We start from the raw sequence: 13,699 nt of genomic DNA, 5'->3' as shown, positions 1-13,699 counted from the left end.
CCGGATCAAGCGCCGTGCAGATGCATGGCGCCCCGGGGAACCTCAGTGGGGAAGATCGCAACGGCCCGGCTGCCGCGCGGCGCCCGCCTTCGCATCGGGGCGGTCGTTGTCGAGCAGGATCGCCTGCCCCGGCCGCTCGAGATCGTCGTATTGCCCGGCGCGCAGCGCCCACCACAGCGCCGCGGCGATCAGCGCGACCAGCGCGAGGCTCATCGGCACCAGCAGGAACAGCGTGTCCATCGCTAGCGCACCTTCGGCACGCGCAGCAGGCGCCAGGCATTGGCGACCACCAGCAGCGAGGACAGCGACATGCCGATCCCGGCCATCCAGGCGTTGACATGGCCGCTGGCGGCCAGCGGAATGGCCACCATGTTGTAGGCGAAGGCCCAGGCCAGGTTCTGCCGGATCACCGCGCGCGCGCGGCGCCCGATGGCCAGCGCGGTGGCGACGTCGGCGATGCCGTCGTGGGTCAGCACCGCATCGGCGCCGACCTGCGCGAGCGGCGCGCCGCTGGCGAGCGCTATCGACACCTGCGCCTGCGCCAGCACCGGCCCGTCGTTGATGCCGTCGCCGATCGCAAGTACCACCGCGCCATCGCGCTGCAAGGCGGCCACGTAGTCGCGCTTGCCCTCGGGACTGATGCGCCCTTGCGCGGCTTCGATGCCGAAATGGCGGGCCCACCAGCGCACCGTCGGCTGGCTGTCGCCCGAAACCAGATGGCAGCGCAGTCCGAGCGCGCGCAGGCGCGCCAGCAGTTCGGCCGCCTGCGCGCGCTCGCTGTCCGACAGCACGAAGACGGCGAGCAGTCCGCCTTCGTCGCCCAGCCACACCGGCGAGGCGCCGTCGTGCAGATGGTGGCGCAGCGCATCGAGGGCCGCCTCGTTGCCGGCGGGACCTGACGGAACCAGCGCCGGCGTCTCCGGCGCGGGCGGCACCAGCGCGGGGGGAACCAGCGTGGACGGAACCAGCGTGGACGGAACCAGCGCCGGCGGCACCAACGCCTCGACGAAGTCGCGCCGCCCTACGCGTATCGGACGGCCGTCGAGCAGCGCCTCCACGCCCTGCCCCGGGCGATTGCGCAGTTGCGTCGGCAGTGGTTCGAAGTTCAGGCCGCCGGCGGTGAAACCAGAGACACCGCCAGGGCTCGCCGCGCGCTCCGCCGCGGCCACCAGCGCCCGCGCCACCGGATGCTCGCCGCCGCGGCACAGCGCACCGGCCAGCGCCAGGCAGTCGGCCTGCGCCAGCTTGCCGAGCGCGATCACGTTGGCGACCGCAAACCGCCCCTCGGTCAGCGTGCCGGTCTTGTCCAGCACGACATCGGTGACACCGGCGAGCGTTTCCAGCGCATGGCCGCGCGTCAACAGCACGCCGCGCCGCGACAGCGCCGCGCCGGCCGCCGCCAGCGCCGCCGGCGTCGCCAGCGACAGCGCGCACGGGCAGCTGACCACCAGCACCGCGACGGTCACCATCAGCGCGCGCTCCGGCACGATGGTCCACCACAGCAGGCCCACGGCCGCCGCTATCAGCAGCAGCGCGGCGACGAACCACGCCGCCACGCGATCGGCGATCACCGCGAGCCGCGGCTTGTCGGCCAGCGCGCGTTCGAGCAGCGCGACGATCTCGGCCAGGCGCGTGCCCGCCCCGATCCGCCGCACCGCGATCATCAGCGGACTGCTGGCGTTGTAGCAGCCCGCGAGCACCGGCTGGCCCGGTCCACGCGGCACCGGCCGGCTTTCGCCGCTCAGCATCGACTCGTCCAGATCGCTGCTGCCCTCGAGGATCTCGCCGTCGGCCGGCACGATCTCGCCGGCGCGCACGCGCACGCGGTCGCCCGGCGCCAGCCGCGCAACCGGCACGCGCCGCACCGTGCCGTCAGGGAACAATTGCTCGCAGGTGGCCGGCAACTGTCGCGCCAGCATCTCCGCGCCGCTGCGCGAGGCCTGGCGCACGCGCAATTCGAGATAGCGCGCCAGCAGCAGCAAGGCGACGAACATCGTGACCGAGTCGTAGTAGACCTCGCCAGTGCCGCGCACGGTGGCAAGCACGCTGGCGCCGAACGCGGCCGCCAGCCCCAGCGCGACCGGCACGTCCATGCCGACATGGCGCTGGCGCAGGCTGCGCCACGCACCCGCAAAGATCGGCGCCGCGCTGTAGACGATCACCGGCAGCGTCAGCGCCAGGCTGGCCCATTGCAGCAGGCGCAGATGCGTCGCCGCGATGGTGCCTTCATGCGTATAGACGGGCCACGCGTACATCATCACCTGCATCATGCCGAGCATGGCCACCGCCAGCCGCATCAGCAGGCCCTGCCTTGCCGCGCCGTCCTGCCGGTCCGCCGCGGAGAATTCGAACGGCCAGGCCGTGTAGCCAATATCGGCGAGCGCGCCCAGCAGAGCGGCCACGGTCAGCGCGCGGCCGCGCCAGCGCACCAGCACGCGGCGCGTGGCCAGATTGACGACCGCGGTCTCGACGCCGGGCAGTTGCGCGAGCTTCTGCTCGATCAGCCAGGCACAGGCGGCGCAGCGGATATTGTCGGGCGCCAGCGTGATTTCGAATCGTTCCTGCGGCCGCGCTTCCGCCGCGCCGTCGAGCCGCCGCACGAAACGCGCGCGCAGCTCCTCGGTGTCGTAGGCATGCCAGACGGGCTCGAGCCGGCCCCGTGCCGCCGCGTCCAGCGGCCGGCCGAAGCGGAACTCGCCGCCATAGAGATGGGCGAAGCCGGCCTGGTCCAGCGCCTGCGCCAGCGCCAGGCAGCCGGCGCAACAGAAGGCGCGCGGCATGCCGCCGACCTCCGCGCGCAGCGCGTCCGGCGCGGCGCCGGTCGGCAGTCCGCAATGGAAACAGCAGGCGGCGTCGGTCGGGCCGTCCGCCGCGGCGTGCGCCGATGTGGCGGACGCCGATGGTTCGGTGTGGGAGGAAGGGGCGAAGGCGATCGGCATCGTGGTCCTGGATGTCCGATCGATTCTAGGGATCGCGGCCGGGCGGCCATTTGATCCCGGTCAAGGCGCACGCAATCGGTACGCCGTGCAAGGCGTCGCGGCCAGGAGCGGCTCAGGTAGGCCGGGCAGCCCACGCCGCTCTGGCCGCCATGGCCGCTGTGGCCGCTGTGGCCGTCATGGGGGGCTCTGGCCGCACGGGCCGCACGGACCGCTCAGGCCCGCACCCTCAGGCCGCTCAGGCCAGTTCCGTGACGCCGGTGCGCCGCGGCGCCTCCAGATACTCGCGCGACTGCATCTCGATGATGCGCGAGACCGTGCGATGGAATTCGTTGGCCATCTGGCCTTCGACATACAGCTCGTCGGGCGGCACCTCGGCCGACATCAGCAGCTTGACCTTGTGGTCGTAGAACACGTCGACCAGCCAGGTGAAGCGGCGCGCCTCCGACGACATCCGAGGCGTCATCTTCGGCACGTCCGACAGGATCACGGTGTGGAAGCGCTCGGCCAGCTCCAGATAGTCGTTCTGCGAACGCGGGCCGCCGCACAGCGTGGGGAAGTCGAACCAGACCACGCCGTTGGCCTTGCGCAGCGCATGCAGCTCGCGCTTCTCGATATGCAGGATCGGCGATTCGTCGGCGATGCCGGCCAGCGCCGCGAAGGCGTCGCGCAGCGCCGCGCTGGCCTTGGCGTCCAGCGGCGTGTAATAGGCCTGTACCTGCTCCAGCGTGCGCTTGCGGTAATCGATGCCGGCATCGACGTTCAGCACGTCGAGCTTGCGCTCGAGCAGCGCGATCGCGGGCAGGATGCGGTCGCGATGCAGGCCGTCCGGATACAGCAGGTCCGGGCGGTAGTTCGACGTCATCACGAACTGCACGCCGTTCTCGAACATCTGCTCCAGCAGCCGATGCAGGATCATGGCGTCGGCGACATCGCTGACATGGAATTCATCGAAACAGATCAGCCGGTACTTGCGGGCGATCCGTTTGGCCAGCTCGTCCAGCGGATCGGGCCGGCCGCGCAGTTCCTCGAGCTGGCGATGCACCTCGCGCATGAACTCGTGGAAATGCAGGCGGGTCTTCCTGACCACCGGCACGCAGTGGTAGAAGCTGTCCATCAGGAAGGACTTGCCGCGCCCCACCCCGCCCCACAGATAGACGCCCTTGGGCACCTCGGGCCGGATCAGCAGCTTCTTCAGCGCATTGTTGCGCCGCTGCTTGTAGGCGACCCATTCGTCGTAGCACTGCTGCAGCCGCGCCACCGCGCGCAACTGCGCCTCGTCGGACCGATAGCCGCGCTGCTGCAGTTCGTGGTGGTAGTACTCGGTGACGTTCATCGGGGGGAAGGAAAGGTAACGGCGGATTCGCCGCGAAGGGCATGGCATGGCCATCACGGCGCGCCGCGAGGGCTCCCCTCTCCCACGAGCGGGAGAGGGGCTGGGGAGAGGGCAGCCGGCGGTCGATCGACCGCCGACGCAAGGCAAGCGCCCCGCCCTCTCCCCGACCCTCTTCCGCAAGCGGGAGAGGGAGAACACCAGGGCGCTCTCGCGAACGGGAAAGACCATCCTCGCCCGCACGAGAGCGAACACGGCTCCACGAAGAGCCGTGCCGCGGCTTACATATTGAGCTGACGCTTGTCCACCGCGAGCGCGGCTTCGCGCATCACCTCGGACATCGACGGGTGCGGGTGGCACACCCGGCCGATATCCTCGCTGGCGGCCTTGAACTCCATCGCCACCACGGCTTCGGCGATCAGGTCCGACGCATTGGCCGCGACCACGTGCACGCCCAGGATCTCGTCGGTCCTGGCATCCGCCAGCATCTTGACGAAGCCGTCCGAGGCGCCCATGCCCAGCGCGCGGCCGTTGGCCACGAACGGGAACTGGCCCGACTTGTACTCGCGGCCCTCGGCCTTCAGCTGCTGCTCGGTCTTGCCGACCCAGGCGATTTCCGGGTAGGTGTAGATCACCCACGGAATGCAGTTGTAGTCGATGTGCGGCTTCTGGCCGGCGATGCGCTCGGCCACGGCCACGCCTTCGTCCTCGGCCTTGTGCGCCAGCATCGGGCCGCGCACCACGTCGCCGATCGCCCACAGGCCCGGCACCGAAGTCGCGCAGTGGTCGTCGACCGGAATGAAGCCGCGCTCGTCGGTGGCGAGGCCAACGGCGTCCAGACCCAGGTTGTCGGTGTTCGGCACGCGGCCGACCGACACGATCAGGCGATCGACTTCCAGCGTCTGCGCGTTGCCGTCCTTGTCGGTGTAGCTGACAGTGACGTTGTTGTCGCCGGTCTTCACCTCGTTGACCTTGACGCCCAGGCTGAACTTCAGGCCCTGCTTGGTCAGCAGCTTCTGCGCTTCCTTGGCGACGCCTTCGTCGGCGGCACCGAGGAACGACGGCAGCGCCTCGAGCACGGTCACGTCGGCACCCAGACGGCGCCACACCGAACCCAGCTCCAGGCCGATCACGCCCGCGCCGATCACGCCCAGCTTCTTCGGCACTTCGGCGAACTTCAGCGCGCCCTCGTTATCGTTGACCAGCTTGTTGTCGACCGCGATGCCCGGCAGATGGCGGGCCTTCGAGCCGGTGGCGATGATGACCTGCTTCGCGGTCACGGTCTCGCTGCCGGCCTTGCCGGCGATCTCGACCTGGAAGCCCTCGGCGCCCTTGCCGACGAACTTGCCATGGCCCTTGAGCAGCGTGATCTTGTTCTTGCGGAACAGGAACTCGATGCCCTTGGTCATCTTGCCGACGATGTCGTCCTTGCGCTTGAGCATCTTGGCCACGTCGACCTTGACGTCACCGACCGTGATGCCGTGGTCGCCGAGATGGTGCTGCACGTTCTCGACTTCCTCCGACGAGGCCAGCATCGCCTTGGACGGGATGCAGCCCACGTTCAGGCAGGTGCCGCCCAGGCGCGGCTCGCCCTTCGGGTCGTCATAGGGATTGTCTTCGCAGCAGGCGACATTCATGCCCAGCTGGGCGGCGCGGATCGCGGCGATATAGCCGCCGGGGCCGGCGCCGATCACCAGCACGTCGAATTGTTTGCTCATCAGGATTCCTCGGCGTCGATTACAGGTCCAGCAGCAGGCGGGCCGGATCTTCCAGCGCTTCCTTCATCGCCACCAGGCCCAGCACGGCTTCGCGGCCGTCGATGATGCGGTGGTCGTAGGACATCGCCAGGTAGTTCATCGGACGGATCACGATCTGGCCGTCTTCGACCACGGCGCGGTCCTTGGTGGCGTGCACGCCCAGGATCGCCGATTGCGGCGGGTTGATGATCGGGGTCGACAGCATCGAGCCGAACACGCCGCCGTTCGAGATCGAGAAGGTACCGCCCGACAGCTCGTCCAGCGACAGCTTGCCGTCACGGGCCTTGGCGCCGAACTCGGCGATCTTCTTCTCGATGTCGGCCAGGCTCATCTGGTCGGCGTTGCGCAGGATAGGCACCACCAGGCCGCGCGGCGAACCGACCGCGATGCCGATGTCGAAGTAGCCGTGGTAGACGATGTCGTTGCCGTCGACCGAGGCGTTGATGATCGGGTACTTCTTCAGCGCGTGCACGGCCGCCTTGACGAAGAAGGACATGAAGCCCAGCTTGACGCCGTGTTCCTTCTCGAAGCGGTCCTTGTACTTGTTGCGCAGATCCATCACCGGCTTCATGTTGACTTCGTTGAAGGTGGTGAGGATGGCATTGGTCTGTTGCGATTGCAGCAGACGCTCGGCGATACGGGCGCGCAGGCGGCTCATCGGCACGCGCTCTTCCGGACGATCGCCCAGCGCGGCGAAGTCGACCGGTGCGGAGACCTGCTGCAGGGCCGGCTTGGCGGCCGGGGCCGGGGCGGCCTTGGCGGCGGGCGCCGAACCGGCGGCGAGCACGTCGCCCTTGGTGATGCGGCCATCCTTGCCGGTGCCGGCGACCTGGCCGGCCGACAGGCCTTGCTCGGCCATCAGCTTGGCGGCCGACGGCATCGCCACGGCGCCGGCGGCGGCAGGCGCGGCAGCGGCCGGTGCGGCGGCCGGAGCCGGTGCCGGAGCCGGCGCGGCGGCGGCCGGTGCGGCGGCGCCGGCGGTGGCTTCGGTATCGATCTTGGCGATGACTTCATCGGCCGTCACGGTGTCGCCGTCGTTCTTGACGATCTGCGACAGCACGCCCGCGGAGGGTGCCGGCACTTCGAGCACGACCTTGTCGGTCTCGATTTCGATCAGGATTTCGTCCTGCGCGACCGCTTCACCGGGCTTCTTCTTCCAGTTCAGCAGGGTCGCCTCGGCGACGGATTCGGACAGTTGCGGGACCTTGACGTCAACAATGGCCATGGTGGGAGTTTCCTCGCTAGATGCGTGTATTCAGCGGTATTCGGGGCGAACCGGCGCAGTCGTGATCAAGGGAGCGACTGGCGCGGTCCGATGCGGTTCGAAGCAATGCGATGCGATCGGGGATTGCGGGGCGCAGGTGCAAGCAAAGCGGCAAGCGCAGCGCGGCAGGGCCCGCCGACGGCGCGCCCTGCCCGCACTGGCGCTTACTTGCTCAGCACGAAGCCCTTGAGCTTGGAGAACGCCGCGTCCAGCAGCGCCTTCTGTTGCTCGTTGTGCTTGGCGTAGTAGCCCACGGCCGGCGAAGCCGACGCCGGACGGCCGGCGTAGCCCAGCTTCTGCCCTTCCGTCATGTTCTCCATGATGTAGTGCTGGACGAAGAACCAGGCGCCCTGGTTCTGCGGCTCGTCCTGGCACCACACGATCTCGGTGGCGTTCGGATACTTCTTCAGTTCGGCGGCCACCGCCTTGTGCGGGAACGGATAGAGCTGCTCGAGGCGGATGATGGCGACATCGCTGGCGCCCCGCTCCTTGCGCGTCGCGACCAGGTCGTAATAGACCTTGCCCGAGCACATGATCACGCGCTTGACCTTGCTGGCGTTCAGTTCCTCGTGCTCGCCGATCACGGTCTCGAAATGGCCCTTGGCCAGATCCGACAGCGGCGACACCGCGTCCTTGTTACGCAGCAGCGACTTCGGCGTCATGATGACCAGCGGCTTGCGGAACAGCCGGATCATCTGGCGGCGCAGCAGGTGGAAGATCTGCGCCGGCGTGGTCGGCTGGCAGACCTGCATATTGTGGTCCGCGCACAGCTGCAGGAAGCGCTCGATGCGCGCCGAGCTGTGTTCCGGGCCCTGGCCTTCGTAGCCGTGCGGCAGCATCAGCGTCAGGCCCGAGGCGCGGCCCCACTTGACTTCGCCCGACGAGATGAACTGGTCGATCACGACCTGCGCGCCGTTGACGAAGTCGCCGAACTGCGCTTCCCAGATCACCAGCGCGTTCGGCTCGGCGGTCGAGTAGCCGTACTCGAAGCCCAGCACCGCTTCCTCGGACAGCACCGAGTCGATCACGGTGAACGGGGCCTGGCCTTCCGACACGTTCTGCAGCGGCACGTAGGTGCCCGCATCCCAGCGCTCGCGGTTCTGGTCATGCAGCACGGCGTGGCGGTGCGTGAAGGTGCCGCGGCCGGCGTCCTGGCCGGTGATGCGCACCGGATAGCCCGATGCCACCAGCGAGGCGAAGGCCAGATGCTCGCCCATGCCCCAGTCCAGCGGCTGGTCGCCGCGGCCCATGTTGGCGCGGTCCTTGATCACCTTCTCGACCAGCGGATGCAGCTTGAACTGTTCGGGAATCGTGGTGATCCGCTCGGCCAGGCGCTTGAGCTCGGTCACCGGCACGGCGGTGTCGGCGGCGTCGGTCCACTTGCGGTTCAGGAACGGCATCCAGTCGACGGCGAACTTGTTCTTGAAGTTCGACAGCACCGGATCGACCGTGTGCTTGCCCGCGTCCATCGCGGCGCGGTAGGCCTTGACCAGCTCGTCGCCGAAGTCGGCCGGCACCACGTTCTGCGTGGCCAGCTTGTCGGCGTACACCTTGCGGGTGCCCGGGTGCGCCGAGATCTTCTTGTACATCAGCGGCTGCGTGACCGCCGGGGTGTCCTGCTCGTTGTGGCCCAGCTTGCGGAAGCAGATGATGTCGACGACGACATCCTTCTTGAACTCCATGCGGTAGTCGACCGCCAGCTGCATCGCGAACACGACGGCCTCGGGATCGTCGCCGTTGACGTGCAGCACCGGCGCTTCGATCATCTTGACCACGTCGGTACAGTACAGCGTCGAACGGGCGTCGCGCGGGTCCGAGGTGGTGAAGCCGATCTGGTTGTTGATCACGATGTGCATCGTGCCGCCGGTACCGTAGCCGCGGGTCTGGGCCAGGTTCAGCGTTTCCATCACGACGCCCTGGCCGGCGAAGGCCGCGTCGCCGTGCACCTGCACCGGCAGCACCTCGCGATGGCCGGCTTCGCCGCGGCGCTCCTGGCGCGCCTTGGCCGAGCCCTCGACCACCGGGTTGACGATTTCCAGGTGCGACGGGTTGAAGGCGAGCGACAGGTGGACCGGGCCGCCTTCCGTCGACACATCGCTGGAGAAGCCCTTGTGGTACTTGACGTCGCCTGCCGGCAGATCGTCGACGTGCTTGCCTTCGAATTCGGCGAACAGGTCGGCGGGCATCTTGCCCAGCGTGTTGACCAGCACGTTCAGGCGGCCTCGGTGGGCCATGCCGATGACGATTTCCTGCACGCCCTGCTTGCCGGCGCGCTGGATCAGCTCGTCCATCGCGGCGATGAAGCTCTCGCCGCCTTCCAGCGAGAAGCGCTTCTGGCCGACGTACTTGGTATGCAGGAAGCGCTCCAGGCCTTCGGCGGCGGTCAGGCGCTCGAGGATGTGCTTCTTCTTCTCGGCCGTGAACACCGGACGGGCGCGCGTCGACTCCAGGCGCTCCTGCCACCAGCGCTTCTGCGCCTGGTCGCTGATGTACATGAATTCGGCGCCGATGCTGCTGCAATACGTCTCGCGCAGGTTCTGCAGCAGCTCGCGCAGGCTCATCGACTCCTTGCCGAAATAGGTGTTGCTGGCATTGAAGACGATGTCGAGGTCGGCCTCGGAGAAGCCGTAGAAGGCGGGATCCAGATCCGGCAGGGGCGGACGCTCCTGGCGCTTGAGCGGATCGAGGTCGGCCCAGTGCGAACCGATGTTGCGGTAGGCGGCGATCAGCTGGGTCGCGGCGACGCGCTTGCGGCCCATGTCGGCATCGGCCGAGGCGACGATGGTGCGGATCGGGCCCTGCTTGGCGCGCTCGGCGAACGAGGCGACGATCGGTGCGTGGGGAATGTCTCGGGAGGCGGTGCCGTTCGCGGCCGGCACGTTCTGCATCGCGTCGAAGTACGCGCGCCAGTTGTCGGGGACGGAGGCGGGATTCTGGAGGTAGGCTTCGTACAGCTCTTCCACGTACGGCGCGTTGCCGCCGAAGAGGTACGAATTGCTCTGATACTGCTGCATCATGGGGCGCTCACTATTCTTCGGGTATGCCGAAGTTAAGCGGGTTTATCAACCTTCCGCGACACGGCTTGACCGGTTAGCGGATTGCAAACAACTCTTGAAGGCCCCTAAGCAAACGGCACCACTGGGGTGCCGGCGCGCAGAAGCCCGGAAGGGCAAGTTGTGCGGGGAAGGACCTAAGTCTTCACTGCGCGTAAGAATAGCACGTTTGCGCAAACGTCCACCGCTCTTTTCCGGTAGTGCAACACCGATCCAACGATTTCCCGCGGTATTGCGCGCCTTGCCGGTTTTCCCAGCCGAAAACCCCGTTCGCAACGGGGAATGGCTGTTGCGAAATGCCGTCGCTTTCTTTCAGACGGCTTTCATTCTGCTTTTTACCGCTCCGCCTTTACCGCTCCGCCTTTACCGCTTTCACCGTTTCATGTTCCGTCGCGCGGCGGGATCCGGTCGACCGCGTCGGTAATCACCGCGTCGACGCCCCACCCCAGCAGCGCCGCGGCACGGTCAGGCTCGTTGACGGTATAGCAGGCGACCCGATAGCCGGCCCGGTGCGCCGCTTCAATCACATCTTGATTCAGTTCCCGATGATTGGCGTCCAGCGCGACGCAGCCCAGCCGCGCCAGCCGGTCCAGCCAGTCGGCGGGCAGCGTGTCGAGCAGCAGCGCGCGTGGCAGGTCCGGCGCGACCCGGCGCGCGGCTTCCAGCGCCGCCTCGGAGAATGACGACAGCAGCGGCGGCACGGCGGCGCCAGCCCACAGCGCCAGCGCGTCGAGCGCGACCGCCGCGCCGGTGCGGGTCTCGGTGCTCGGCACCGGCTTGATCTCGATATTGACGTGCAGGCCGTTGGCGCGCGTGTAGGCAGCGATCGCCGCCAGCGTCGGGATCGGCTCGCCGGCATAGGCCGGGCTGTGCCAGCTGCCGGCGTCGAGCTGGGCGAGCTCGCCCAGCGTCAGCGCATCGGCGCGGCCGCGGCCGCTGGTGGTGCGCTCCAGCGTCGCGTCGTGCAGCAGCACCGCCTTGCCGTCGGCCGACAGCTTGACGTCGAACTCGAACATCCGATAGCCGAACGAGGCGCCGTGGCGGAAGGCCGCCAGCGTGTTCTCGGGCGCCAGCTTGCCGGCGCCGCGATGGGCGATCGTGCGGGGATAGGGCCAGGGCGGCAGCGTGCCGGCGGCTGCGGCTGCGGTCGCGGCCGCCGCGGTGTCGGCAACTGCGGTTTCGGCGGCTGCGGTTTCGGTGGCTGTGGTTCGGCCGGCTGCGGTCCCGGCCTCGGTGGACTGGCGCTCGGCTGCCATCTCAGGCCTCGATCCGCTTGCCGCTGGCGTGGTCGAAGAAGTGCAGGTGCTCGCTCGATGCGGTGACCGGCAGCTTCTCGCCCGCCCGCACCTGCATATGGCCGTCGAGCCGGACCACCACCTGCTGGCCGCCGAGCGTGCCGTAGGCGAACGAGTCCGCGCCCAGCGCCTCGACCACGCGCACGTCGATCTGCGCGATGGCTTCGTGCGGGGCGCACGGTTCCACATGCTCGGGCCGCAAACCCAGCAGCGCCTGCTGCGGCAGATGCAGGCCCATCGGCAGATGGCCCAGCGTGGCCTCGGATGGCTGGCCGTCCGGCCCGAGCACACGCATCTGCGCATCGGATGGCACACCCGAAGGCCCCGCGCCCTGCCCCGCCTCGTTACGCACCACCGGAATCAGGTTCATCGGCGGCGAGCCGATGAAGCCGGCAACGAAGATGCTGGCCGGCCGCGCATAGACCTCGAGCGGCGTGCCGATCTGCTCCACGCGTCCGCCGTTGAGCACCATCATCCGATCGGCCAGCGTCATCGCCTCGACCTGGTCGTGCGTGACATAGAGGCTGGTGGTGCGCAGGCGCCGATGCAGCTCCTTCAATTCCAGCCGCATCTGCACGCGCAGCTTGGCGTCCAGGTTGGACAGCGGCTCGTCGAACAGGAACACCGCCGGCTCGCGCACGATCGCGCGTCCCATCGCCACCCGCTGGCGCTGGCCGCCCGACAGCTGGCGCGGCTTGCGCTCGAGCAGCGGCGCCAGCTCGAGAATGCCGGCGGCATGGCGCACGCGCTGTTCGATCTCGGCCTTCGGCATGCCGCGGATCTTCAGGCCGTACGCCATGTTGTCGTAGACCGTCATGTGCGGATAGAGCGCGTAGTTCTGGAACACCATCGCGATATCGCGCTCGGCCGGCTCCAGCCGATTGACCACGCGATCGCCGATATGGACCTCGCCGCCGGTGATGGTCTCGAGCCCCGCGACCATCCGCAGCAGCGTCGACTTGCCGCAGCCCGACGGGCCGACGATCACGATGAACTCGCCATCGTCGATCTCCATGTCGATGCCATGCACGGCGGCGACATTGCCGGCGTAGGTCTTCTGTACGTTTCGGAGCGACAGTTTTGCCATGTGTTTCTGTTGTTCGATGGGTGTTGCCCGATCATTGTCGGTAGGCTTTCCCCTCTCCCCGGGTACGGGAAAGGCGAGGAACACAGTGCGGGATTCCGCTACTTCTCGGTCTCCACCAATCCCTTCACAAACCACTTCTGCATCAGGATCACCACCACCGCGGGCGGGATCATCGCCAGCAGCACGGTCGCCATCACCAGGTTCCACTCGGTGGCGGCATCGCCCGAGCGCGAGATCATCTGCGTGACGCCGACCACCACCGGGATCATCGACTTCTGCGTGGTGATCAACAGCGGCCACAGGTACTGGTTCCAGCCGTAGATGAACTGGATCACGAACAGCGCAGCGATGCTGGTCTTGGACAGCGGCAGCAGCACGTCGAGGAAGAACCGCATCGGCCCCGCCCCGTCGATGCGCGCGGCCTCGGCCAGTTCGTCCGGCACGGTCAGGAAGAACTGCCGGAACAGGAAGGTCGCGGTGGCCGACGCGATCAGCGGCACCGTCAGGCCGACATAGCTGTCGAGCATGCCCAGGTCCGACACCACCTCGTAGGTCGGCAGGATGCGCACCTCGACCGGCAGCATCAGCGTGATGAAGATCATCCAGAAGAAGGTCTTGCGCAGCGGGAACTTGAAGTACACCACCGCGAAGGCCGAGATGATCGAGATCGCGATCTTGCCCAGCGAAATGCCCAGCGCCATGATCATGCTGTTCATCAGCATGGTCGACACCGGGGCCGCCGCCACGCCGACGCCGGAGAACAGCACGGTGCGGTAGTTCTCCAGCAGGTGCGGGCCGGGGATCAGCGTCATCGGCGCGTCGAGCACCTCCTCCGCGGTCAGCGTCGAGGCGACGAAGGTCACATAGACCGGAAAGGCCACGATCAGGATGCCGATGATCAGCACCACGTGGGTCAGGAAATCGAGGAAGGGACGCCGTTCTACCATGAGGGATACCTGTCTGCGGTCTGCATT

9 protein-coding genes are annotated in these 13,699 nt (G+C 67.9%); all 9 read right to left on the bottom strand.

Annotation, left to right across the window (positions count from 1 at the left end; translation table 11 throughout):
* Positions 1-42 precede the first annotated feature (42 nt).
* The gene (gene ccoS, locus K7G19_RS19540; RefSeq protein WP_149319121.1) at positions 43-240 is read right to left on the bottom strand and encodes a cbb3-type cytochrome oxidase assembly protein CcoS; all 198 of its coding nucleotides are present in this window, start codon (positions 238-240) and stop codon (positions 43-45) included.
* Positions 241-242: 2 nt separating this feature from the next.
* The gene (locus K7G19_RS19535; protein ID WP_226108690.1) at positions 243-2,939 is read right to left on the bottom strand and encodes a heavy metal translocating P-type ATPase; all 2,697 of its coding nucleotides are present in this window, start codon (positions 2,937-2,939) and stop codon (positions 243-245) included.
* A 235-nt stretch (positions 2,940-3,174) separates the two neighbouring features.
* Positions 3,175-4,272 carry a cell division protein ZapE gene (zapE, locus tag K7G19_RS19530; protein ID WP_226108689.1) on the bottom strand — a complete coding sequence of 366 codons (1,098 nt, stop codon included), beginning with the start codon at positions 4,270-4,272 and terminating at the stop codon, positions 3,175-3,177.
* Positions 4,273-4,550: 278 nt separating this feature from the next.
* Positions 4,551-5,987: a dihydrolipoyl dehydrogenase gene (lpdA, locus tag K7G19_RS19525; RefSeq protein ID WP_149319124.1), complete on the bottom strand. Its 1,437-nt coding sequence runs from the start codon at positions 5,985-5,987 to the stop codon at positions 4,551-4,553.
* Between the two features lie 19 nt (positions 5,988-6,006).
* Entirely contained in the window at positions 6,007-7,251 is a 1,245-nt protein-coding gene (odhB, locus tag K7G19_RS19520) for a 2-oxoglutarate dehydrogenase complex dihydrolipoyllysine-residue succinyltransferase (RefSeq protein WP_226108688.1), read from the bottom strand.
* Between the two features lie 203 nt (positions 7,252-7,454).
* A complete protein-coding gene (locus K7G19_RS19515; protein ID WP_149319126.1) occupies positions 7,455-10,307 on the bottom strand; it encodes a 2-oxoglutarate dehydrogenase E1 component in 2,853 nt (950 codons plus the stop codon).
* Between the two features lie 416 nt (positions 10,308-10,723).
* A complete protein-coding gene (ugpQ, locus tag K7G19_RS19510) occupies positions 10,724-11,467 on the bottom strand; it encodes a glycerophosphodiester phosphodiesterase (RefSeq protein ID WP_226108926.1) in 744 nt (247 codons plus the stop codon).
* Between the two features lie 133 nt (positions 11,468-11,600).
* A complete protein-coding gene (locus K7G19_RS19505; protein WP_149319128.1) occupies positions 11,601-12,725 on the bottom strand; it encodes a sn-glycerol-3-phosphate import ATP-binding protein UgpC in 1,125 nt (374 codons plus the stop codon).
* 98 nt (positions 12,726-12,823) lie between these two features.
* Entirely contained in the window at positions 12,824-13,672 is an 849-nt protein-coding gene (gene ugpE / locus K7G19_RS19500) for a sn-glycerol-3-phosphate ABC transporter permease UgpE (protein ID WP_149319129.1), read from the bottom strand.
* Between the last annotated feature and the right edge of the window lie 27 nt (positions 13,673-13,699).

This window comes from Cupriavidus sp. DB3, assembly GCF_020418465.1.
Classification (GTDB): domain Bacteria; phylum Pseudomonadota; class Gammaproteobacteria; order Burkholderiales; family Burkholderiaceae; genus Cupriavidus; species Cupriavidus cauae.
The sequence above is the reverse complement of the archived record's forward strand: the minus strand, read 5'-3'. Positions and strand labels throughout refer to the sequence as shown.